At 71.9% G+C, this 23,752-nt stretch carries 14 protein-coding genes; 9 read left to right on the forward strand and 5 right to left on the reverse strand.

From position 1 onward, the window contains the following. Positions 1–81 precede the first annotated feature (81 nt). The 5 genes from ACF1G2_RS18115 to ACF1G2_RS18135 all read left to right on the forward strand — a co-directional run bounded on the left by ACF1G2_RS18115 (position 82) and on the right by ACF1G2_RS18135 (position 5,532). On the forward strand, positions 82–705 hold the full coding sequence (locus ACF1G2_RS18115) for an ankyrin repeat domain-containing protein (RefSeq protein ID WP_391799199.1): 624 nt from the start codon (positions 82–84) through the stop codon (positions 703–705). A gap of 317 nt (positions 706–1,022) precedes the next feature. Then, entirely contained in the window at positions 1,023–2,186 is a 1,164-nt protein-coding gene (locus ACF1G2_RS18120; protein WP_391799455.1) for a YncE family protein, read from the forward strand. 11 nt (positions 2,187–2,197) lie between these two features. After that, positions 2,198–3,466, forward strand: a complete 1,269-nt coding sequence (locus ACF1G2_RS18125; RefSeq protein WP_391799200.1) for an amidohydrolase — start codon at positions 2,198–2,200, stop codon at positions 3,464–3,466. Positions 3,467–3,564: 98 nt separating this feature from the next. Then, positions 3,565–4,509, forward strand: a complete 945-nt coding sequence (locus ACF1G2_RS18130; protein WP_391799201.1) for an endonuclease/exonuclease/phosphatase family protein — start codon at positions 3,565–3,567, stop codon at positions 4,507–4,509. Between the two features lie 306 nt (positions 4,510–4,815). Continuing rightward, positions 4,816–5,532, forward strand: a complete 717-nt coding sequence (locus ACF1G2_RS18135) for a flavodoxin family protein (protein WP_391799202.1) — start codon at positions 4,816–4,818, stop codon at positions 5,530–5,532. Between the two features lie 162 nt (positions 5,533–5,694). Here ACF1G2_RS18135 and ACF1G2_RS18140 read toward each other — a convergent pair whose 3' ends face one another. Next, complete coding sequence (locus tag ACF1G2_RS18140) at positions 5,695–9,249, reverse strand: DNRLRE domain-containing protein (RefSeq protein WP_391799203.1); 3,555 nt, start codon at positions 9,247–9,249, stop codon at positions 5,695–5,697. 512 nt (positions 9,250–9,761) lie between these two features. On the opposite strand from ACF1G2_RS18140, the gene ACF1G2_RS18145 reads away from it, so the two are divergent. From ACF1G2_RS18145 to ACF1G2_RS18160, 4 genes are all read left to right on the forward strand, one after another. Next, the gene (locus tag ACF1G2_RS18145; protein ID WP_391799204.1) at positions 9,762–16,574 is read left to right on the forward strand and encodes an RHS repeat-associated core domain-containing protein; all 6,813 of its coding nucleotides are present in this window, start codon (positions 9,762–9,764) and stop codon (positions 16,572–16,574) included. 16 nt (positions 16,575–16,590) lie between these two features. Then, complete coding sequence (locus tag ACF1G2_RS18150) at positions 16,591–17,028, forward strand: hypothetical protein (RefSeq protein ID WP_391799205.1); 438 nt, start codon at positions 16,591–16,593, stop codon at positions 17,026–17,028. 232 nt (positions 17,029–17,260) lie between these two features. Next, on the forward strand, positions 17,261–18,535 hold the full coding sequence (locus ACF1G2_RS18155; RefSeq protein ID WP_391799206.1) for a VWA domain-containing protein: 1,275 nt from the start codon (positions 17,261–17,263) through the stop codon (positions 18,533–18,535). Further along, positions 18,535–19,356, forward strand: coding sequence for a hypothetical protein (locus ACF1G2_RS18160; RefSeq protein WP_391799207.1), 822 nt, complete (start codon positions 18,535–18,537; stop codon positions 19,354–19,356). The genes ACF1G2_RS18155 and ACF1G2_RS18160 overlap by 1 nt, the downstream gene beginning before the upstream one ends. A 125-nt stretch (positions 19,357–19,481) precedes the next feature. Here the strand turns inward: ACF1G2_RS18160 and ACF1G2_RS18165 are convergent, their stop codons facing one another. From ACF1G2_RS18165 to ACF1G2_RS18180, 4 genes are read right to left on the reverse strand one after another with little or no spacing between them, the layout of a single operon-like run. Next, positions 19,482–20,159, reverse strand: a complete 678-nt coding sequence (locus ACF1G2_RS18165; RefSeq protein WP_391799208.1) for a response regulator — start codon at positions 20,157–20,159, stop codon at positions 19,482–19,484. Next, on the reverse strand, positions 20,156–21,487 hold the full coding sequence (locus ACF1G2_RS18170; protein ID WP_391799209.1) for a sensor histidine kinase: 1,332 nt from the start codon (positions 21,485–21,487) through the stop codon (positions 20,156–20,158). Before ACF1G2_RS18170 ends, ACF1G2_RS18165 begins: the two co-directional genes overlap by 4 nt. A gap of 17 nt (positions 21,488–21,504) precedes the next feature. Then, positions 21,505–22,662 carry an acyltransferase gene (locus ACF1G2_RS18175; protein WP_391799210.1) on the reverse strand — a complete coding sequence of 386 codons (1,158 nt, stop codon included), beginning with the start codon at positions 22,660–22,662 and terminating at the stop codon, positions 21,505–21,507. After that, positions 22,655–23,608 carry an alpha/beta hydrolase gene (locus ACF1G2_RS18180; protein ID WP_391799211.1) on the reverse strand — a complete coding sequence of 318 codons (954 nt, stop codon included), beginning with the start codon at positions 23,606–23,608 and terminating at the stop codon, positions 22,655–22,657. The genes ACF1G2_RS18175 and ACF1G2_RS18180 overlap by 8 nt, the downstream gene beginning before the upstream one ends. Positions 23,609–23,752 lie beyond the last annotated feature (144 nt).

Consider the following 23,752-nt stretch of genomic DNA (forward strand, 5'->3'; position numbering starts at 1 on the left):
GAGAGCGGACCGCCCGCCTCCGCCGTCCGACGGGAAGGGACGACGTCCATGCTGCCGACAGCCGTGAGAAGGAGAACCGCCATGGATCCGAACGACCGGCTGCTGCTCGCGGCCGCCCACCGGGGGGACACCGGCGGCGTCGGCGCCGCGCTCGCCGCCGGCGCGCACGTCGAGTGCCGTGACGCGGAGCGCCGCACGCCCTTGCTGCTGGCCGCGCGGGCCGATCGGGTGGACGCCGCCGCGCTGCTGGTCGAGGCGGGCGCCGATCCCGACGCGCGGGACAGCCGGGCGGACACACCGTGGCTGGTCACCGGGGTGACGGGCAGTGTGCCGATGATGCGTGTGCTGCTCCGCGCCCACCCGGACCTGACGCTCACCAGCCGCTTCGGCGGGACCTCGCTCATCCCCGCCGCGGAGTGCGGCCATGTCGCGTACGTACGGGCCGTGCTGCGGGAGACGGACATGGACGTCGACCACGTCAACCGGCTCGGCTGGACCGCCCTGCTGGAGGCGGTCATCCTCGGCGACGGCGGCCGGGCGCACGAGGAGATCGTCGAACTGCTGATCACCGCGGGAGCGGATCCGCTGCTCGCGGACCAGGACGGGACGACCCCGCTCGACCACGCGCGACGACGTGGGTTCGACGGCATCGCCGGCCTCCTCGCGGCCGCGTCGGCGCGCGCCGGACGGAGGGCGGTCCGATGAGGCGCGCGAGCACGGTGACGTCACGCGCCCACGCGCGAGGGCAAGCCCTGGCGGGCTCGCGGGTCCTGACGGGGGCTCGGGTCCTGACGGGAGCTCGCAACCTGGCCGGGGATCGGGTCCTCGCCGGGGCTCGGGTCCTGGCCGGGGATCGCAACCTGGCCGGGGATCGGGTCCTGGCCGGGGCTCGGGTCCTCGCCGGGGCTCGGGTCCTGGCCGGGGATCGCAACCTGGCCGGGGATCGGGTCCTTGCCGGGGCTCGGGTCCTCGCCGGGGCTCGCAACCTGGCCGGGGATCGCATCCTGACGGGCTCGCGGGTCCTGACGGATCGCATCCTGGCCGGGGCTCGGGTCCTGGCCGGGGCCGCCGCGGTGGCGGCCGTCCTCGTCGGGTGCGCACCGGGCCAGGGCGCCGACGCCGGGTCCGGCGAGGCCTCCGCCGCCGGGGACTCCTCGGCCCCGACACGCTCCTCAGCCGCCTCTCCTCTCCCGGGAACGGCTCCCGCGCCGACGCCCGACGGGACACTCCTCGTCGCCGACTTCGGCTCCGACACCGTCACGTTCGTCGACCCGAAGCGCGGCGCGCTCGGCTCCGTCGAGGTGGGGACCGCGCCATACGGACTGGCCGTCGGCGCCGACGGGCGTGCCTGGGTGGCCACCGCCGAGGGCGTCGCCGTGGTCGACACCCGCACCCGCGAGCGGCTCGCCCTCATCCCGTACGAGACCGACACCGGCCCCGTCACCACGGGCGAGTACCGGGGCGGCGGCATGGGCATCGCCCTCTCCCCCGACGGCGGGCGGGTCTACGTCGGTGTCAACGTCCCCGGCGGTGACGGCACTCTGGAGGTCGTCGACACCGCGCGCCGGGAGGTGACCGGCACGGTCCCCGTCGGGCGGCGGCCCTTCGACGTCGACGTGGCACGGGACGGCTCCGAGGTGTACGCGACGGACCACGACTCGTTCGACGTGACCGTGGTCCGGGCGGACACGCTCGACGCACGCCGTATCGAAGTCGCCCCGTACGGCACGGAGGGCGGTCTCGGCTCGTGGCTCAAGCCGCACTACGCGGTCGTACGGCCCTCGGACGGCCGGCTGCTGCTGCCCTTCGAGGGGGAGCGCCTCGCGGTGGTCGACCCGCGCACCGGCCGTACGGAGATCGCGCCGACGACCGCGGACACGCACCAGCACGGTGCCACGATCACCGCCGACGGCACGCTGTTCGTCGTCGGCACGGGGCCGATCGACCCGTCGGAGGACGAGGGCCCTTCACTGACGGTCCGGGCGCCCGACGGCACCGAGCGGGTGTACCCGCTGGAGGGTCCGCACGAGGACGTCGCCGTCTCTGAGGACGGCCGCACCGTGTACGTCACGGGCGGCTTCACCCGCGACGGCTGGTGGGACGGCATCACGGTCGTCGACGTGGAGAGCGGCGGGACACGGCGGCTCCCCGCAGGTGAACGCCCGCTCGGCATCGCTGTCCTGTAGCCGGCCCGCCCGTGGTACACCACCGTCCGAAGACGTCCCCGCTCGCTCATCGAGGAGTCCCCACCGTGGTCCCGAACGCTTCGTCCGTCGTCACCGTCTTCCGCGACGTCCGTCCCTGGGGCGGCCCGCCGACCGACCTGACGGTGGTGGACGGCATCCTGGCGGAGGCGAGCACGGTCCCCGAGGGGGCCGCCGTGGAGTACGTCGACGGAGGCGGCCGGCTGGCGCTGCCGACCCTCGTCGACGCGCACCTGCACCCCGACAAGACGACGTGGGGCGAACCCTGGCACAGCCGGCGCCCCGCGCGGGGGATCGCGGCCTACGTCGAGGGCGACGTGGAGCTGCACGGCGCGCAGCGGACGCCCGTGTCCGAGCGGGCGCTGCGGCTGCTGTCGCACGCGGCGGCCCAGGGCACCCGGGCGACGCGGGCCCATGTCGACGTCGCTCCCGCGTACGGCCTCGAAGGCGTCGAGGCCCTGGCCGCGGCGCGGGAGAAGCTGCGCGGGGTCCTCGACATCGAGGCGGTCGCCTTCCCGCAGCACGGGGTGGGGCGTACGCCGGGCGTGGCCGAGCTCCTGGAGGAGGCGGCGGCCGGCGGGCTCGTCTCGCACATCGGGGGCATCGACCCGGCGGGCTTCGACCTCGACGGCGCGGGGCGCGACGGCGGGCAGCTCGGCACGGTCTTCGGGATCGCGGAGCGTCACGGCCTCGGGCTCGACATCCACCTCCACGACACGGGCGAGCGTGGCCTCGGGCCGCTGCGTGACATCGCCGCCCGCACCAAGGCGCTGGGCCTGGCGGGGAAGGTCAACGTGGGGCACGCGTTCGCGGTGGCCGAGCTGGCCGGCGGGGAGCTGGACGAGATCGCGGACGTCCTCGCGGACGCCGGGGTCTCCCTCACGACGGTCGCCCTGTCGGTGAACACGATCCTTCCGTTGCGTCGCCTCGCCGAGCGCGGTGTCCGAGTGGGCCTCGGCTCGGACGGCGTTCGGGACAACTGGAGCCCGTTCGGCAACGCGGACATGCTGCACCGCGCCTGGCTGGCGGGCTGGGCGCTGGACGTGCGGCTCGACGAGGAGCTGGAGGCCTGCTTCCAGGTGGCCTCGGACGGCGGTGCGGATCTGCTGGGCCTTCCGCGCGCCGATCTCCGTACCGGCTCTCCGGCCGACTTCATGCTGGTGGAGGGCGAGTGCGTACCCCAGGTCGTGGTCGACCAGCCGCGCCGTGACGTGGTGGTGCGCGCCGGGCGTGTGGTCGCGAGGGACGGACGCCTGGTGTGACGGGCGCGCGGTGTGGGGCGGCCCGGCCCGGCGCCGCCCGCGCCTCTGCCGGGAACTGGATCTCCCCTGTCGGCGTCCCCTCCCCCGAAGGGGGTCATGTGGAGGGGACGCGAAGAAGGCGCGGGCTGCTGACGGCGGTCGTCGTCGCCGTGGCCGGCCTGCTGCTGCTCGTTCATCACCGGCTGCCCCGGCTTCCGGGCAACCCGGTCGGTCTGGCAGAGACGTTTCTGCCCTGGCTCGGTCTCGCCGTCCCCCTCGGGCTCGTCCTCGCCGCCCTGCGCCGCTCGGTCCTCGCGGCCGTGGCGTGCGTGGTCGTGGGCGCCGTCTGGCTGGGGGTGTTCCACGAGCCGCTGGCCTCGCCGGCGCCGGGCGCCTCCCGGGCGTACGACCTGACGGTCGTGCAGCACAACGTGAGCGACGAGAACACCAGCCCTACGCGGGTCGGGCGGATCCTCCTCGGTCCGGACCCCGATCTCGTCGCGCTCCAGGAACTGACGCCGTCGAGCCTGCCGGCCTTCCAGCTCGTTCTCGCGGCCACGCATCCGCACCGCGCGACCGTGGGGACGGTCGGGCTGTGGTCGAAGTACCCGCTGACGGACGTCGCCCGTCTCGATCTGAAGCCGGCGCAGGTGCCTGCCGGCTGGGAGCGGGGGCTGCGGGCCGTCGTCCGCGGCCCGCACGGGCCGGTGGCGACGTACGTGGTACACCTGCCCTCGGTCAGGGTGCGGGCCACACAGGGCTACGCGACCGCGTGGCGCGACGAGAGCGCCGCACGGCTCGGCCGCGCCCTGACGGCCGACCGGTCCGCCGCGGTCCTCGTCCTCGGCGACCTCAACGGCACGGTCGACGACCGGGGCCTGGCTCCCGTCCTCTCCCAGGTGCGCGGCAACCGGGGCGCCTTCGCGTTCAGCTGGCCGGCGAACCTGCCCCTCGCCCGGATCGATCACGTACTGGGGCGCGGCGACGCGGAGGTCGGTACGACCTGGACGCTGCCCGACACCGGCAGCGACCACCTCCCGGTGGCCGCGCGCGTACGGCTCTGAGCGCCGCCCCGCCCGGTGTCGTCCGGTCGCCGGCCCCGCCCCCCGATGCCCGAGACCACGTACCGCTACGACGATCTGCGGGCGCTGAGGCTGATCGACCCGCAGCAGGGCCGTCATGACGGTGAGGCCACGCGGGTGATCGGGCAGCCGGCTTCGTCAGCAGTGGCGCGGCGTTCGGTCGTTCCGTCCGACGAGGCGAGAGAGTGGACGGGATTGCGGCCGGCCCGACCCGGAGCCCTATCGACGTCGGCAGCCGGGCGTGTTTCGCCGCCCGACCCGCCCACTCGTCCGCAGGGGAACGCATCCATGACCGACACCGGCACGTCCTACCGTGGTCTCCGCGCCCTGGTGATCAATTGCACGCTCAAGCGTTCGCCGGAGCGGAGCCACACTCAGGGGCTGATCGACCTCAGCACCGGCATCATGGAGCGCCAGGGCGTCGAGGTCGAGGTGCTGCGAGCGGTGGATCTCGACATCGCGACCGGCGTGTGGCCCGACATGACGGAGCACGGCTGGGAGACCGACGAGTGGCCCGTCATCTACTCGCAGGTGATGGCGGCGGACATCCTCACCCTGGCTGGACCTGTGTGGCTGGGAGACAACTCTTCGGTCATGAAGAAGGTGATCGAGCGTCTGTACGCCTGCTCGTCGATTCTCAACGAGCGTGGCCAGTACGCGTACTACGGTCGTGTGGGCGGCTGCCTGATCACCGGCAACGAGGACGGCGCCAAGCACTGCGCGATGAACGTCCTCTACAGCCTCCAGCACCTCGGGTACGTGATCCCGCCGCAGGCCGACGCCGGGTGGGTCGGCGAGGCCGGGCCCGGGCCCTCCTACCTCGACCCGGGCTCGGGCGGGCCGGACAACGACTTCACGAACCGCAACACGACCTTCATGACCTGGAACCAGCTCCACCTGGCGAGGATGCTCAAGGACGCCGGGGGCATCCCCGCCCACGGAAACCAGCGCTCCGAGTGGGACGCCGGCTGCCGGTTCGACTTCGAGAACCCCGAGCACCGCTGAGCGGTCGGTTTTGACAGCCTCGACTTCCACGGGATGTCGAGGTACAGGCCGGTCGCCATTTCACCAGCGAACCGCCGGTGGGATCGGGACTCGCGTCGACGGCACGGCACGGCGGGGCCCGGCCGGTCGGCCGGGCCCCGCCGTGGTGGCTCAGGTGTCACGTCACCCGATGGCGAGCTTGTTCTTCCAGCCCACGCCGTCGCTGTTGCCGACGATCTCGACTCCGCTGCCCGCCATCTCCCCGCGGCTGCCGGCGTAGAAGCGCACCGCTCCGTCCACCCGCAAGGTCCAGATGTCGGGGATGCCGTCGCCGTTGGCGTCCGGGGTGCCGTGGAACAGCCGGATGTTGCTGCGTCCCCAGCCCGAGGCGCCGTACTGGGCGTCCACCCCGGTCGCGGAGTTGGCGGCGGACGCGAGGGACGTAAGGTCCACGCCGCTGCCGTCGGCGTCCTTCTTGCCGGTACGGAGCAGCAGGCGGCCCGACACGTCGGTGCGGTAGATCAGGTCGGTCACCCCGTCTCCGGTGATGTCCTGGACGGTGACTATGTCACGCTCCAGCCAGGGCGAACTGGACAGCTGGACGGCCGTCTCGATGCTGGCGCCGTTGTAGCCGACAAGGGCCCACAGCGCGTCCCCGACCTTCAGGAAGAAGTCCGTCTTGCCGTCGCCCGTGGCGTCTCCCGCGGAGACGACCTGGGTGATGGTGTCCGGCGCCGGCGCGTTGGGCGGCAGCAGGATCTCCTGCCGCTTGTCGACGTTCACGCCGCCGTAGCCGTCGCCCGGGTACACCCACAGCCGGCCCTCTCGGCGCGCGACGAGGTCCTGGAGGCCGTCCCCGCCGTAGATGTCGCCGAGGTGGGTGATCAGCGTGTTCTTCCAGTAGCCGGACGGTGCCGAGACGTACTGCGGGAGCCCGTCGTCGCCGTTCGGGTCCTTGGCGGGGTTGCCACGGTAGGAACCCGACATCGAGTAGTCCAGGTCGCCGGTGCCCTTCACCAGGTCGGTCGTCGCCTCCGACGGGTAGAGCCGCAGGTTGCCGTTGCCGTCCACGACCATCAGGTCGGGCAGCTTGTCGCCGGTGAAGTCACCGGGGTGGTCCGCCTGGTCCCGAGGGGTCACGTAGAAGAGGTACTTCGTCGGCTGCGACGGGTTGCCCGCGTCGTCGACCGCTCGTACGTACAGCACGTTCGGCCCCGCGAGCGGCGGCTTGACGTTGCTCGCGGTGGTCGTCGTGGAGACGGGCGCGCCGTTCGTCCGGTTCACCGAGAACGGGTACGACGCCTGGTTGAAGCCGTACTCGAACCTCACCACGTCCGTCTGGGCCGCCTTGAAGGTGAAGGAGCCGGCCGTGCCGAACTTCACCGTGCTCCACTTGGAGTCCTCGGAGTCGTTCTCGAAGCCGTTGTCCTTGGCGTCGGCGTCCGGGAACTGCGCCGAGCTCGCGGTCGGCGACGACGGCTTCGAGTTGTCGAAGACGAAGCGGCAGGGCGTCTTGCTGGGCGAGTACGACGAGGTCGCGCCGAACTTGTCGACGGCCTTGGCTCGCCACGAGTAGGTGGTCCCGTTCTTCAGCCCGCTGGTGGAGAAGGGGTCGGTGTGGACCTTCGCGGAGCCGGTCTGGCTGCCGACGGACACCTTGCCCTTGCTGCCGAGCAGGTTGGCGGTGGAGCCGCCGGTCGGCCAGAGCTCGAAGTGGAGCGACTGGAGGTTGCTGTCCTTGTCGGTGCTGTTCGCCCAGAGGGTGATCGAGGACGCGCCCACGTTGAGATACGGGGACGTGGTGTCGCAGCGCACCTCGTTCGGGTCGAGGACCAGGCTGGTCGGCGTCGTCGGCGGACGGTTGTACGACAGGTCGACGAACGGGTCCTGACCGCCGTTGGCCTGGAACTTCTTCCAGGAGTACTGCGAGCCCTCGTCGGAGGCCCTGAATCCGACGGTCATCGTCTTCCAACCGCCGTCGACGGCCTTCTTCGCCGAGGACTTGACGTCGAACGCGACCCATTCGTCGGGGCAGGAGGAGGACTTCCAGCCGTGCGCGAAGCTGCCGCCGCCGATCTTGTTGCCGCTGTTCATCGACGGCGCGTTCTTCCAGTTCGTCTTCGAACTGATCGTGCCGGTCAGATGCACGGTCATGCTGCGCGCGCTGCACGACCACGAATACGTCTCCAGGGCGCGCAGCTTGGCGCTGTGCACCGTGGACCCCTTCAGGTCCGGGTCCCAGTCGATGCTGAAGAAGGACCGCGAGGTGCCCCAGGTGTCGGACTCGTACCCGACGCGGGCCTCGTGCGTGCCGCCCTTGTTGAAGTTCTTGCCGTTGTAGAAGCTCGCGTTCGGGTGGCGGCTGTAGGCCGTCGTCCAATCGTTGGTGTGCTTCTTGATCGACGGGTCGACGAAGACCGGGTACACGGTGCCGGGGTCGTTCAGGAAGTCCTGGTCCGGGGTCATCACCCAGTCCGAGCCCTCCAGGTCCGTCCCGACCAGCGTGCCCTTGGAGTCGGGCTGGGGGCCGTTGACCCCGGGCAGCGAGAGCGTCGCCGCCGCGCCCGTCTGGGACGGCTCCGGCGTCGGCTCCGCGGGGACGGGCGGCGCGGACCCCTCGATCTCACCGATCACGGAGGGGTCGGCGGCCTCGTCGGTCGCCTCCGGCAGCACCTCGTTGAACGTGTCGCCCTGGTCGCCGTCGTTGATGCCGTCCGTCGGCTCGGCGGAGGCGGTCGGCGACTCCTCGGGCTCACCTGACGGGACAGGCGACTCGGAGGGGATGACCTCGGGGGCGGTGGGAGAGGCGCTGGTGCCGCCCCCGCCGTCGGTGGACGTGGGCGTGCCCGAGCTGTCCCACATCAGTGGCGTGGGGGACTCGGCGATGTCCTGCCCACCGGTGTCGGTGGCGGTGACGACGCCCGTGGTCGGGTCCAGCTTGAAGCCGAGGTCCGGCGAGGACAGTCCGTACGCGAGCCGCGCGACGCGCGGGTCGGCCGCGGCCTGACGGTTCTTCACCACCAGGAGCTGGGCGAAGCCTCCGTCGTCGGCGGTGAGGACGAGGTCGGCGCCGGGCAGGATCTCCGGATAGAGCGCCCTGGAGCCGTCGATGACCGGGGTGGGCACGGCGTCGGGCCAGGTCAGCACGATCTGGTGGCCGTTGACCGTGAGGGTGGCGAGGACGTTGCCGGTGGCCGCGGCCGCCAGGGGGACGCCTGCCACCGTGTCCGGCAGCAGCGAGACGCGCTGCGCGCCCGCCCGGGACGCACGCCCGTCCCCCGTGCCTTGGGCGTCCGTGCCCCGGGTGGGGTCGGCGGGTCCGCGCCCGCCCTTCGAGCCGGCGGAGAAGAGGACGCCCACGTTGGTGGCCTTGGTCGCCCAGCCGGCGTCGACCCGCTTCAGATCGGTGTCGATGGCCTTCCAGACCCCGTCGACCTTGGCACGGATCGGGCTGGCGTGGATCCGCCGCTGCATCAGGCCGTCCGGCCGTGCCCACGTGGTCGAGTACGCCGTGCGCATCGCGGTGGCCTCCACCGCCTTGCCGGTCGTGCGGGCCAGCGTGCCGGCATCGGATTCGCTCAGGGGAGCGCTGTTCCTGGTGCGCGGGGCCGCGTCACCACGACGCTCCTGTGGACCGCTGTCGAGACCGACGTACGTGAGGCCCGAGGCCACCACGACGGCGGCCGCCACGGCCGCGACCGGTCGACGCCTGGGCATGCGGCGCCATCTGCTCGTCATGAGCGAGGTTCCTTCCCCCTCGAGAACCGGCGTACGGCAGACGGCCGACCGGGCTCCTGCTGGCTGGTCACGCGGGCGCGGCGGAGCGCGCCCCGGAGTGACGGATGCCTGCAGATCATGGCTCACGGGGGATCAGCCGTCACGCGGCGGCCACAGAATCTCCGCACGGAGCCGGCCGCCCTTCCGTACGCCCGGCGGGTGGTGCGGCCGCGTCGGGAGAGCCCGCGACGGCCCCCCAAACGGATTTTCCCGCCAGTTATCCGGACGAAAGTCCGCAGGAATTACGGCAGTTGATGCCGCTTCATCCACAGGACACGGGAAACATCGCTTACGACAACGGACTTGCGATTCCGGGGTCACTGAACGGGTTCGGTCGAAGCTGTTCCCATTCGACCGAAGTATGGCTGTGATCATCACCACGTGATCACTTTCTGCCTGGTCTTTATCCGCAACTCACACACAGAATGACCGCGTTCACTGGCCTCACCTGCGGTCCGCCCAGGCGCCGCTTCATGTCGTCCGGGGGGACCCCACCCGTGCCTGCCTTCTTGCCCGCGCGCCGAAAGCGCCTGCGTACCGCAGTGGTTCCGGCCCTCGGTGCCGCGCTGCTGCTCACGCTCCTGCCGACCCAGGCAGCCGCCCAACCGCCGGACCCGTCCAAGGACGAAGTGCCCCGCGAGGAACTCGTCCTGGAGAACCTCCCCGAAGAGAAGCAGGTCGACGGGGCGACGCGCAACGCGGGCCTCGACACGATCGCGGCCCCGCCGCCGGACGACCAGGAGGAGGCCCCGGCCGGCACGGCGACCCCGCCGGCGGGCGGCACCGCCGCCGTCACCTTCGGTGACCCCGCCCCGCAGCAGGCCTCGTTCACCACCGGCCGTTCCGCCGAGGGCTCCACCACGGACGCCACTCCGGTCTCCACCGCCACCCAGGCCGAGCTGGAGCCGGTCGGCACGCTGCCCGTGAAGCTCGGCCAGGCACCCGGCGCCGCGACCCCCACCGGCCGGTGGGAGGTCGGCGTCTATCCGCGCACCGCGCCCGAGGCCGACAGCGTCGACGGCGCGGTCGTCACCGTGACCGCCCCCTCCACCGGCTCCGTCCCGGTCTCCGTGCAGCTCGACTACAAGGCGTACCAGAACCTCTACGGCGCCGACTGGGCCTCGCGGCTCACGTTCGTCCAGTTCCCGGAGTGCTACCTGACGACCCCGGACGTCGAGGAGTGCCGGACCTACGACGAGCTGGAGACGGTCAACGACACCGACACCAAGACCATCACGGCCACGGTCGACACCGCCGCCGACGGCACCGTCACCCCGGCCGTCGCCCCGCGCGCCACGACCCCGCCGTCCGGCGTCTTCCAGGCCTCCTACGTCCGCTCGACCGGCGTGCAGCAGGTCGCGGCGAGCGGTGACAGGGCCGTCGTCGGCGCCGTCGACTCCGGCATGGGCGAGGGCGGCTCCTTCCGGGCCACCCCGCTGATCTCCAACGGCAAGTGGGAGGCCGGGACCTCCTCCGGCGCGTTCACCTGGTCGTACCCCGTCGAGGTCCCGTCGGCGCCGGCCGGCCCCTCACCGGAGATCTCCTTCGACTACAACTCCCAGGCGGTGGACGGCAGGACCGCCACCTCCTCCCCGCAGTCCTCCTGGATCGGCGAGGGCTGGGACTACGACCCCGGCCACATCGAGCGCCGCTACCGCACCTGCAAGGACGACCGCGAGGCGACCTCGGCCGGTGAGCCGAACAACACGGCGAAGAAGGCCAAGACCTCCGACCTGTGCTGGGTCTCGTACAACGCCGTCATGTCCCACCAGGGCCGGACGCTCGAACTGGTCCGTGAGGGCACCAGCAACATCTACCGCCCGCAGCACGACGACGGCACCCGCGTCGAGCTCAGGACCGGTGGCACCAACGGCGACAACAACGGCGAGTACTGGGTCGTCACGGCGACCGACGGCACCCAGTACTTCTACGGCCTGAACAAGATCGGTGACGGTCACGCCGACACCCAGTCGGTCTTCACCGTGCCCGTCTTCGGCAACCACCCCGGTGAGCCGTGCCACGCCGAGACCTTCGCGGCCTCCCGCTGCAACGACGACGCCACCAAGCAGCAGGCCTGGCACTGGGGCCTGGACAAGGTGATCGACGTCCACGGCAACGTGATGATCGTCAACTGGCACAAGTCGACGAACTACTACGCCGTCAACAAGAAGTTCAAGACCCCCGAGAAGTACGACCGCGGCGGTCTCCCGGACTCCATCGAGTACGGTCTGCGCGCGGGCGCGCTGGGCGCCGAGCCGGCGGCCAAGATCGACTTCCTGCTGTGGCAGCGATGCGTGCAGGACGACACGGTCTGTGCCTCCGAGAAGTTCGACGACACCAAGAACCCCGCCTCCTACCGCCCCTGGTGGGACAGCCCCGGCAACCTCAACTGCAAGTCCGGCTCGAAGCTGTGCCCGGGCTTCCCCTCCTTCTGGAACCGGCTGCGGCTCGGCGGCATCACCACCTACGGCCACCGCCCCGGCACCACGGGCCTGGCCAAGGTGGACACCTTCCTGCTCAACCACTCCTTCCCCCGGGACTGGTACGACACCGCGCCCGGCCTGTGGCTGAACTCCGTGACCCGCTACGGCTTCAAGCCCGGCGACACCAGCGGCACCCTGCTCACGAAGGCCGGCGTCTCCTTCAAGCCCTACGTCGTCGGCACCGGTACCGCGCACCCGCTGAGCGGCTACCTGAAGGACAAGCAGCTCCCCAACCTCGTCCCCCGCAGCAGCACCGACGCGCGCCCCGGCTTCACCCGCCCGCGCATCGGCACCGTCTCCACCGAGCACGGCGGTGACGTCGAGGTCACGTACAAGGGCGGCTGCAAGGTCCAGCCCACCGTCGCACCCGAGGACAACCACGGCACCTGCTTCCCGCTGCGCTGGTCCCCCGACGGCGAGGTGGAGAAGCCGGCCCTCGCCTGGTTCAACAAGTACGTCGTGCACACGGTGACCGAGACCGACCGCATCACCGGGGTCTCCGACCGGATCACCCACCGCTACGACTACACCGACGCCGCCTGGGCCAAGAGCGACGACGAGTTCACCAAGCCGGCCCTGCGCACCTACAGCGAGTGGCGCGGCTACCGGCAGGTCTCCACGGTCAAGGGCAGCAAGAACACCCCCTCCACGGGCAATCCGCAGACCCAGTCCCGCACCGTCGCGCGTTACTTCCGCGGCGCGGGCGGCGCGGTCAAGGACTCCACCGGCGCCGTCACCCTGGTGGCGGACGACGCCGCCCAGTACGCCGGCATGCCCGCCGAGACGATCACGTACGACGGATCCGGCGGCAAGGTCGTCAAGCGCACCCTGACGTTCCCCTGGTCCAAGGAGACCGCCTCGCGGACCCGCGACGGCGGCCTGCCGCCGCTCAAGGCGTACCGCGCCGGAGTGAAGCGCTCGGACGCGATCCAGACCGTCGGCACCAGCTGGCAGGCGGTCCGCACCGAGACGGAGGTGGACCCCGACTGGGGCATCCCGGTCCAGATGCAGACGGCCGTCGTCAAGCCGAACGGCACGGGCGAGACGCTCAGCGACTACGACTGCACCACGACCACGCTGCTCCACAACACCACGGCCCACATCATCGGTGCTCCGTCGTCGACACGTAAGACGGCGACCTCGTGCGCGACGCAGGCGTCCGCCGACCCGGCGACCCAGCTGATCAACTCGGTCCGGATCTCGTACGACAACCAGGAGTGGGGAGCTCCGCCCTCCAAGGGGCTGGTCACCTCCAGCGCCGAGATCGACGGCGCGGGCACCGCGCACTCCGTCGTCACCACGACGACCTACGACCCGCTGGGCCGTACCCGCAAGGTGACCCAGCCCGTGGTCGGCACCACCGAGACCCAGTACACCCCCGGCGACACCGGCGGTGCGGTCACGAGCGTCAAGGTCATCAACCCCAAGGGGCACGCGACCGTCCGCACCTTCGACCCGGGCCGCGGCTCGGAGCTCACCGTCACCGACCCCAACGGCAAGGTCGTCCGGAGCGAGTTCGACGCCTTCGGGCGGCTCGTCAAGGGCTGGTCCACGGGCCGTTCCTCGGGCACCCAGACGCCCGACGTGATCATGAGCTACCAGATGGCCGAGTCCACCCCGACGGTGACCAGGCCCACCGCCGTGACCGCCCAGAGCCTCAAGGACGACGGCACCTACGCCAAGCAGGTCACCGTCTACGACGGACTGATGCGCGCCGTCCAGACCCAGCGCGAGGCCCACGGCCCCGGCCGGATCATCGTCGACACCCGCTACAACGACCACGGCCTGGTCAGCGAACAGACCGGTGCGTACGTCGCGAAGGGCGAGCCCGAGGCCGCCCAGTTCAAGCGGGTGTCCGACGCGCTCGTACCCAGCCTGGTCCGCACGCGCTTCGACGGTCTGGAGCGACCGGTCCGGGCGACGACCTACCACAGCGGTGACACCGCGTCCTGGTCGACGACCACCTACGGCGACACCAGCACCTACAGCCGCCCTTCCGGCGGAGCCGCGCCGGCCACCAACACCTGGACCGACGCACGCGGCCGGATCACCCTGATCCAGCACTACACGAACGACGCCAGCAGCCGCTGGCGCGACACCCGCTACAGCTACGACGCCCGAGGCAACCGCCAGAAGGTCACCGACCCGGCGGGCAACGTCTGGACCTACACCCATGACGCCCGCGGCCGGATCACCTCCGCGACCGACCCGGACACGGGCGACATCGCCTACGGCTACGACAGCGCGGACCGCCAGACCAGCGCCACCGACCTCCGGGGCGCGATCCACACCGCGTACGACCAGCTGGGCCGCGTCGTCGCGGTCCGCGAGGGCACGACGGGCTCGGCGCCCGTCAAGGAGTACACGTACGACGACGTCACCGGCGGCATCGGCCAGCGGACCTCCTCGATCCGCCATGACGCGAGCGGCGACTACATCACCCGCGTCACCGGGTTCGACGCGCGCTACCAGCCCACCGGCCGCCAGGTCGTGATCCCCGCCAACGCCATGACCACCGGCGTCTCGGGCACGTACGGCTACGCCTACAGCTACACCCCGACGGGCAAGCCGCTGTCGGTGACCCTGCCGGCGGCGGGCGGTCTCGCCACCGAGAAGGTCATCACCCGCTACAACGGCGACGGCCTCGCCGAGTCGACCTCGGGGCACACCTGGTACACCTCGGACATCACCTACTCGCCGTACGGGGAGCCGCTGCGCACGGTCACCGGTCCGCAGCCCTACCGCGTGTGGACGACCAACTTCATCGACCAGCACACAGGACGCGTCCAGCGCACGGTCGCCGACCGCGAGACCGCGAACTCCCACCGGATCTCCGACAGCACCTACGCGTACGACCTCGCCGGCAACATCACCGGCTTCGCCCGCAAGCTGACCGACGGCACCGTCACCACGAGGGACACCCAGTGCTTCACCTATGACGCGATGGGCGAACTCACCCAGGCCTGGACCTCCAGCATCACTCCGCAGGGCGACGGCACGGGCTGCAAGGCGGCCAACGGCGCCGCCTGGGGACCGCGCACGGACGGCTGGCCCTCCACCGGTCCGGTGTCCGAGGCGCCCGACCAGGTGACCGACGGCGAGAGCCCGGACAGCGTGCTGACGGCCTCGCTGGCCGCCGGAGCCCCGGCGACCGGCACCGTCGACACCGGCACCACCTCCTACTGGCAGTCCTTCCGGTTCGACCTGCTCGGCAACCGCGCCTCGCTGGTGGAGCACAACACCAAGGACGCCACCAAGGACGTCACGTACACCTACGGGTACGGCAAGCTCGTCACCGGCAACGGCACCTCCCCGTCGTACACCGCCCAGCCCCACACCCTGTCCTGGGTGTCGACGGCGCCGGCCGGCGGCGGCAGCTCGTACGTCAACGACGCCTTCGGCAACACCACCAAGCGGGACCTCGCCACCACCACGCAGGACCTGACGTGGACGCGCGAGAACAAGCTCGCGACGCTCACCGAGGACGGTGTCACCACCAAGTACGTCTACGACGCCGACGGCAACCGCATCCTGGAGAACAGCCCCTCCGGGAGCGTGCTCAACCTGGACGGCACCGAACTGACCACCGCCGCCGGGAAGATCACCCGCGCGACGCGGGGCTACGCCCAGCAGGGCGCGCCCACGGTCGTCCGGTCCACGGTGAACGGCGCGACCACCGGCCACAAGCTGACCGTGCTGCTCTCCGACCACCTCGGCACCGCCACCACGGCGATCGAGCAGACCACCTCCCAGCCCATCACCCGCAGGGCCTTCAAGCCCTACGGTGAGGTGCGCGGACCGAAGCCGGCCTGGGTCGACAGGCGGTCGTACCTCGGCGTCGGCATCGACAGCCCGAGCGGCCTGACCCACATCGGGGCGCGCGAGTACGACGCGTCCACCGGCCGCTTCATCTCCGCGGACCCGGTGGTGGACCTGTCCGACCCGCTCCAGATGAACGGGTACGCGTACAGCAACAACAGCCCCATCACCAACAGCGACCCGACCGGTCTGTTCTTCTTCGGCCTCTTCAAGCAGGTCAAGAAGATGTACATGCAGCTCACCGGCATCGGTCTGCACGCCAACCCCGGCCTGAAGAAGCCGCTCGCCAAGCCTCCGGTGGTGAAGAACACGGAGTTCCAGAAGATCCTGAACTCGATCTACCTTCGGGAGGTCAGGCCGGGGTCGAAGATCACCGGTGACGGAAAGGCCGCGACGGCGTTCATCCACGAGCTGAACTACGGCAAGCCCGTCAACGGCAGGTGGCACGTCCCCAAGGTCCCCGACCTGATGACGCGTCTGTCCAAACTCGTGGAGGCGGACCGCAAGGCGCGGATGGAGAGCGGCAAGGGCATCCTCACGGACTCCGAACGCAAGCTCGCCATGGCCGAGGCGAAGGACCTCTGGCACGCCATGAACCTCGAGGACATCGACGGCAGGATGACGGCGAACGTGAAGGCGAACCCGGAGAAGGAGCGAAGCCTCCTCGCCAGCCGCAAGACCGCCCTGAACGCCGAGGCCATGGCGGACATCACCGGCCAGAAGTTCGAGGTCCATCCCAAGGACCGTTCTCCCAACCCGAAGCCGAGGGCCACGGGCAACCCGAGCAGACTGGGCGGCTTCATGAAGTCGTTCGGCATCGCCGGCGGCGCGCTGACCGGCGTGGGCGGGGCGGCCGGGAACATCAAGGAGCACGGTGTGAAGGACGGCCTGAAGGAGACCTTCGAGGATATGATCGACCCGCTCGGGGTGGAGGACGCGGCGAACGCCGATCCGTGTGAGAACCCCGCCGCCTGTATCGCGTAAGGGAATCAAGCACGTGGTGACGGAACCGATCGCATCGCGCACGTTTCTCGGGGAGATGCTGGAGGTCTTCCCCGAGATGCGTGAGCCGGTCGCGGAGAAGGTCCGCGCGGCCGTCGAACTGACCGGCGACCCGGAGGACGGGGACACGGTCGCTACGGACGTGTACGGCCGGCTCTGGGACCTTTTCAACGACGTGCTGCTGCCGGCACTCGCGGCGGAGCCGGGCCACGAGCGGTCAGAGGTGCTGGGGCGCTCCTTCTCCTTCCTGGAGCGGGTCGCCGCCTCGCCCGAGCCGGTCGTCCGCGAGTTCCTCGGCGGCCTGACCGGCGACTACCTGATCGGCCGGGACGGCCCGCTCTCCTACGCCCATGCGGGTCCGAAGGTCCGAGCGGTGATGGTCAGGGCCTGCGCGGACTGGGGCCTGCCGGTCCCGGCCGACTGGACGGCTTCGTGAGGCGGCTTCGCGAGGCGGCTTCGTAAGACGGCACGACAAGGCAAGGGCCCGCATCTCCTCCGGGGGGGGTGCGGGCCTTCGCGCTGTGCACGGTCGTCCGTGTCCCCCGTCCCGCAGCCAGTCGATTGCGCGATGAACGCGTAGCGGACGTTTCGGACGCGCGGACGCCCCCTCAGGCCTCCGCGCACGGGGCCGTTTTGGATTGTCGGACGATCATCCCTACGATCCGCCCATGATCACGAGAAAACGGCTGTCGACCGGGGCCTGCGCGCTGCTCGCCGTCCTGGCCGTCGGGCTGTTCCCGACCGGCGCCGCCGCCGACGAACCGGTGGCGAAGGAATCCCCCAAGGTCGAGCTGGTGCTCGACGTCAGCGGCTCGATGCGTGCCCGCGACATCGACGGCCAGTCCCGGATGTCCGCCGCCAAACAGGCCTTCAACGAGGTGCTCGACGCGGTGCCCGAGGAGGTGGAGCTCGGCATACGCACCCTCGGCGCGAACTATCCCGGGCAGGACCGCAAGACGGGCTGCAAGGACACCCGGCAGCTCTACCCGGTCGGCCCGCTGGACCGCACCGAGGCCAAGACCGCCGTGGCCACCCTCGCCCCCACCGGCTGGACGCCCATCGGGCCCGCCCTGCTCGGTGCGGCGGAGGACCTCAAGGGTGACGGCAACGCCACCCGCCGCATCGTGCTCATCACCGACGGGGAGGACACCTGCGCCCCGCTCGACCCCTGCGAGGTGGCGCGCGACATCGCCGCCCGGGGCATCCACCTGACCATCGACACCCTCGGCCTGGTGCCGAACGCCAAGATCCGCCAGCAGCTCACCTGCATCGCGGAGGCGACCGGCGGTACGTACACCTCGGTCCGGCACACCGATGAGCTCTCCAAGCGCGTGCGGCAGTTGGTGGACCGCGCGGCCGACCCGGTCGTCACCCCGGTGGCCACCGAGGGCACCGCGCGCTGCGCCGACGCCCCGACCCTGAAGCCGGGCGTGTACACCGACCGCGAGACCTTCGGCCAGCACCGCTGGTACCGGGTGGACGTCCTGCCCGGCCAGGAGCTCCGCGCCTCGGTGAGCGTCTCCGCCGACCGTGCCGTGAACGACGACTACGGCGTCCTGCTGCGGGCGGTGACCCTGCGCGGCCGGGAGATCGTCCGCGGCTCCGAGGCCGGCGACGGACGGACGGACGTCATCTCGACCGGACTGCGCTATCCCAGGCGGGAGGTGGACGGCGCCGACGCGGACAAGCCCGCGGCGGAGACCGTGTGTCTGCAGATCAGCAACTCGTTCTCGGCTCCGCCGTCGGTCAAGACGACGCCCGGTATGCCGATCGAGCTGGCCGTCGACATCGTCGACGCGCCGGACGAGGCCTCCGACGTGGCCGCGTTCGGTCTCGGCAGGGGCTGGTGGCTGCTCGGCGTGCTCGTCCTGGCCGGTTTCGTGGGCGGTCTGCTGTGGGGCTGGCTGTCCCGCTGGCGCGTCGCCGTCTGGAGGACCAACTGATGCGTACCGTACGCGCGCTGAGCGCCGTCGTCCTGGCGGCAGCCGCCCTGTTCGGACCGGCCGCCGTGCCGGTCCTGGCCGACACGCCCACCCCGAGCGGCAGCGCCGGCGCCGCGTCGACGGCCGGGCCGACCGAGGCCGGCACCACGTTCCGTACCGCCGCCTTCTTCCGGCAGGGCCAGCAGGCCACCGCGGAGGCCTCCACGGGTGACTACCTGTACTGGGTCTTCCCCGCGGACACCGGACAGCGTCCCACCGTGACGGCCTCGGTCACCCTGCCCGATTCCGCCGTCCGGCACGGCGCCTCAACCTGGCGGATCGACGTGTACGACGGCCTGCGCCGCCGTCAGCCGTGCATGTACGGGATGCAGTCCAGGACTGCAGCCCAGGAGGCCGCGACCGTCGAGCTGGCCTGCACCCTGCGCCCGGTCCGTCCCTGGGCCGACACCTGGGACGACGACCCGCTGCCCGGCAGCTACTACGTGCGGCTGACGGTCACCGGCCTCCCCGAGGAGGACCTCGGGCAGCCGTTCACCGCCAGGATCGGCGCGACCTCGGTGGAGAAGGGCGGCGCGTACGCGGGCGGAGGCTCGCTCGCTGCCCCGCTGGTGCCCGGCGCCACGACGGAGGACGGGGCCTCGGCCGGCACGCCGTCCGCCGTGGAGGCGCGGGCGCCCGAGGACGGCTGGGCCTCGGGCTGGTGGTCCGACCGCTGGATCTGGACGGCCGTCGGGGGCGTGCTCGGCGCGCTGGCCGGCATCGGCGGATACACCCTGACCAGGGGAGCCGGCCGCCCCTCGCGGGTTCCGCCCGCCGTCTGACACGAACACGCGACGCGTGAGGCCCCGGGTCCTGAGGGATCCGGGGCCTCACGCGTCGAACGGGCCCGTGGCCGAGCCGGCCCGGAGTCGAGCGGGCCCGGAGCCGACAGCCGGCGCCGGGGCGCTCATCCCCCCGCGGGGCGCACCAGACCGATGTCGTAGGCGTGGACGGCGGCCTGGGTACGGTCACGCAGGCCCAGCTTGATCAGGATGCGGCTCACATGCGTCTTGACGGTCTGCTCGGCCAGGACCAGCCGGGCCGCTATCTCGGCGTTGGACAGACCGTTCGCGATCAGGGCGAGCACCTCGGTCTCGCGCTCCGTCAGAGCGCCGACCCGGTCCTTGAGCGGGGCGCGGGGAGCCGCGCTGAGCCGGGAGAACTCGGCGATGAGCCGTTTGGTGATGTGCGGCGCGAGCAGGGCGTCCCCGGCGGCCACCACCCGTACCGCGTGGGCGAGTTCCTCGGCGGACGCGTCCTTGAGGAGGAATCCTGACGCGCCCGCTCGCAGCGCCTCGTAGACGTACTCGTCGAGGTCGAAGGTGGTCAGGACGAGCACCTTGACGGCGGAGCCGGCGACGGAGGTGAGCGAGCGGGTGGCTTCGATGCCGCCGGTTCCCGGCATGCGGATGTCCATCAGGACGACGTCGGGGGTGAGTTCGGCCGACCGGGCGACGGCGTCGTCTCCGTCGACCGCCTGGCCGACGACCTCGATGCCGGGTTCCGCGTTGAGCAGGACGGTGAAGCCCTGACGGACCATCATCTGGTCGTCGGCGATGAGAACCCTGATCGGACCGCTCGTCATATGCCTTCCTTGCGAGGTTCGACGGGGAGGGAGGCGGTCACCTCGTAGCCGCCTTCCGGGGTCGGGCCGGCCGTGAGTTCGCCGCCCAGCATGGCGGTGCGCTCACGCATCCCGAGCAGCCCGTGCCCCAGTCCCGGCGCGAGCGGGGAGGGCGAGGGACCGACGGGCCGGGCCGGTGGTGTGTTGGTGATCCGCAGCGTCAGTCCGGCCGCGAGATGGCCGGTCTCCACGCGCACCCGCGCGCCCGGCGCGTGCCGCATCGCGTTGCTCAGCGCCTCCTGGACGATGCGGTACGCGGAGAGTTCGACGCCCGGCGAGAGAGGGCGTCGTTCTCCCGTGGTGACCGCTTCGACGGCGAGTCCGGTGGCGCGGACGTTGTCGAGGAGCTCGTCGAGCCGGTCCAGGGTGGGCTGGGGGCTGTGCCGGACACCGTCGGCGGCCGGGTCCTCCGACCGCAGGACACCGAGGACCCGGCGCAGCTCGGTCAGCGCCTCGACTGCGTTCTGGCGGATGCCCGCGAGGTTCTCCCTCAGCTCGTCGGAGGGATTCTCGACCAGGTGGGGGGCGACCTGCGCCTGAATGGAGATGACCGACATGTGGTGGGCGACGACGTCGTGCAGCTCGCGGGCGATCCGGCCGCGCTCCTCCAGCAGAGCGCGCCGTGACCGTTCCTCGGCGGTGATGACCTCCTGGGCGACGAGCTGCGTCCGCGCCACCCGGCTCATCCGCAGCGAGGCTCCCACCACCGCCGCGGTGGCGAACGCGATGGCTCCGCCGCCCAGGTCCTCGTTGTGGGGAAAGCCCGTGGGGACGACGGTGTTGACGAGCCCCGACAGCACGGTGATCACGAGGGTGACGACCGTGACCCGCAGCGGGACCCGCAGGGCGAGGAGCAGCACGACGAAGGTGTGCACCACGATGCCCCAGACACTCCAGGGCCACACCAGGTCGGGTCCGACGATCGAATCGCCGACCTGCGCGGTCAGGAACAGCGTGCCCGTCGAGAGCCACCAGGCCGGCACGGGCCGGCTCAGAGCAAGGACCAGAGAGGCGGCCTGAAGGACGACGAGCAGCTGCATCGGCCCCGTGAGCACGGGCATCGCACTGCCGTACTCGGCCATCTTCGCCGCGCCCGCGACGAGGGCGAGCAGCACCAGGTGCCCGTGCGGCAGCCAGCCGAACCACGCCTGGCGGGGCAGTGGATCGCGGGCCATCGTCCAGAGGTCCTCGCGCAGGGCGCGCGGCACCCGTCCCAGGGCGCCGATCAGCGACCGCCCGCTCCCCTCCCCCACCTGTTCCCCCTTGTCCGCTGCGTCCAGCCTAGGCACGTCGGATCTCCCTCTCCTCATCGGGTCGCTTCATGATCGGGTCGCTTCTTGCCGAAGGGGCGACGGCCGCCCTGTTCGTACGCGCGGAACGCGCCGACGCACACCAGCAGCGCGAGCGCGAAGAGCGGGAGCCAGGCGATGCGGGCCAGGACCCAGCCGTATCCGTCGGGCGTGGCGTGGAGACCCGGCAGCGGTCCGTGGCCGAGGAGTTCGCCGGCGAGGAGCCCGGTGACGGTGACCGCGATCATCGCGGTCTGGTGCCAGAGGAACACCGTCATCGCGCCCAGGTTCACCAGCGCGACCGCCGCCCAGGCGGCGGGTCCGCGCAGGGCTCGGCGCAGCGGGTCGAGGAGCAGCAGCGCCGCGCCGCACTGGGCGAGGCCGAACGTGACGGCGGCGAGCGTGGGCGGGTTCAGGTTGGAGACCGGGGCACCGGGCACGCCGACCATCGCGGCGGGATAGCCGGCGAAGAGCACCAGCAGCACGGTGGTCGCCGCGCCGCCGCCGAGCAGGATCCGGCCGGTGGTGCGGCCCTTGAGCCCGTGGCGGGCCCAGGCCGCACCGAGGCAGTACGGAACGAGCCAGCCGGCGGCCACGTTGATCCATCCGATCCAGGCGGGCCCGTCGAGACCGAAGCGGATCAGGTCGACGTGGAGGACGACGGCCAGCGGCCAGAGCGGGTGTACGCGGGCGACGAGCGGGGTCAGAGCGGTGAGCGCGGCGAAGACGAGCAGGAACCAGAGCGGCGAGAGCACCAGCTTCCCCAGGGTGTACACGGTCTGCCAGGGCACTCCGGAGGCGAGGAGCGCGAGCGCCACGGCGGTCCACACCGCGAGCAGGGCGGCGACGGGCCGGAAGAGCCGGCCCAGGCGGGCCGCGAGCCAGGCCCGGTAGGGCTCGCGGCGGTCGCGGGCGGCGGCGAGTCCCCGGGCGGACACCGCTCCGCCGACCAGGAAGAAGACGGCCAGGGTCTGGAACACCCAGGAGACGGGGGTGAATTCGGGCAGGTGGTTCAGGGGGCTGGCACCGCGCACCGTACCGCTGTCGGCGACCAGGGCGGTGACGAGCCAGTGTCCGAGGACGACACCGAGGATCGCGAGCGCGCGCAGGGCGTCCAGGGCGCGGTCGCGGCCGGGTGGGGTGGCGGCGTCGATCCGGCGGGCGAGGTCACGCATCGACGGGCTCCCGTCCCTCGACGATCCGGGCGAGGTTCGCCAGCGGTACGGAGCCGGTGAGGAGGTAGTCGCTGTGTCCGCCGTCGCCGGCGTCGAAGACCCTGGCGCCGAACTCCGGCGCGAGGGGGTCCGCGCCGAAGCCCAGCTCCCCGAAGGGCAGGGACAGGCGGACGTGGGGCACGTGGGCGATCCAGTCGGATCGGCCGCGCCCGGCCCAGACGGTGGCCGTGGTCCGCAGGTCCGCGGCGCTGTCGGCGCCGGTCCCGGGGCTTCCGTAGAGGACGATCCCGGCGACGGGGAGCCCGGGCGCCGCCTCGGCACAGACGACGGAGCCGTAGGAGTGGCAGAGGAGCGTGAGGCGGGCTGCCGGTCGTGCGGCTCTCAACTCGGCTATGAAGTCACGCAGTCCCGGGGCGGCCTCCTCGGCCCGGCCCGGGGTGACGGCGGCCGCGCTCGCGGTGGCGGGGGTCGGGTAGCCGAGCCAGGCGAGGACGGCGCCGCGTTCGCCCAGCCGGCGCTGGAGGGCGACGGCGCCGTCCCGGAAGCGCTCGCTGCCGAGCGGGGTGTCCGATCCGGGGACGAGGACGGCGATCCGGTCGGCGCGCGCGAGGTCGCCGACGACCTCCACGCTGCGGCCGCCGTCACGGCCGTCGAAGGCGAGGAGACGGCGGCCCCTGTCCGCCATCGCGTGCAGCGCGGCCGCCCGCCGCAGGTCGCCGTAGTCCGCGGCGGTCCGTTCGGCGGCCAGGACGGCGTCCCGGGTGGCGGTGTACCGCGCGTCGAGGGTGCCTTCGGTGACGGGGGCGAGCGGCCCGAGCACGGGCGGCGCGGGCGCCGGGACGGCGGCGGGGCGGGCTGCGCCCGCGGTCGGCACCGCCACCGAGGCGATGACGAGCGCGGTGAGCAGGGTGCGACGCAGCCGACGGCTGCGCGGGCGGGACGCCATGGCGTGTCCTTCCGTACCGGAGTGGTTCGTCGTTCCGGTGGAGAAGGTATGGATCACGCGCCGTCGTCGGCGTCCCGCCGGAGGGGACAGTCCGCGGGTGGCTCCGAAGTACTACGAGTAGGGGTGGAGGCGGCGCCCGGGCCG

The sequence above is a fragment of the Streptomyces sp. NPDC013457 genome, from assembly GCF_043089925.1.
Lineage (GTDB): Bacteria > Actinomycetota > Actinomycetes > Streptomycetales > Streptomycetaceae > Streptomyces.

Excerpts from the sequence above, each read along its gene's own strand:
- ACF1G2_RS18115 (WP_391799199.1), top strand. The coding sequence starts at position 82 with ATGGATCCGAACGACCGGCTGCTGCTCGCGGCCGCCCACCGGGGGGAC.
- ACF1G2_RS18135 (WP_391799202.1), top strand. The coding sequence starts at position 4,816 with ATGACCGACACCGGCACGTCCTACCGTGGTCTCCGCGCCCTGGTGATC.
- ACF1G2_RS18140 (WP_391799203.1), bottom strand. The coding sequence starts at position 9,249 with ATGACGAGCAGATGGCGCCGCATGCCCAGGCGTCGACCGGTCGCGGCC.
- ACF1G2_RS18145 (WP_391799204.1), top strand. The coding sequence starts at position 9,762 with ATGTCGTCCGGGGGGACCCCACCCGTGCCTGCCTTCTTGCCCGCGCGC.
- ACF1G2_RS18155 (WP_391799206.1), top strand. The coding sequence starts at position 17,261 with ATGATCACGAGAAAACGGCTGTCGACCGGGGCCTGCGCGCTGCTCGCC.
- ACF1G2_RS18160 (WP_391799207.1), top strand. The coding sequence starts at position 18,535 with ATGCGTACCGTACGCGCGCTGAGCGCCGTCGTCCTGGCGGCAGCCGCC.
- ACF1G2_RS18165 (WP_391799208.1), bottom strand. The coding sequence starts at position 20,159 with ATGACGAGCGGTCCGATCAGGGTTCTCATCGCCGACGACCAGATGATG.
- ACF1G2_RS18175 (WP_391799210.1), bottom strand. The coding sequence starts at position 22,662 with ATGCGTGACCTCGCCCGCCGGATCGACGCCGCCACCCCACCCGGCCGC.
- ACF1G2_RS18180 (WP_391799211.1), bottom strand. The coding sequence starts at position 23,608 with ATGGCGTCCCGCCCGCGCAGCCGTCGGCTGCGTCGCACCCTGCTCACC.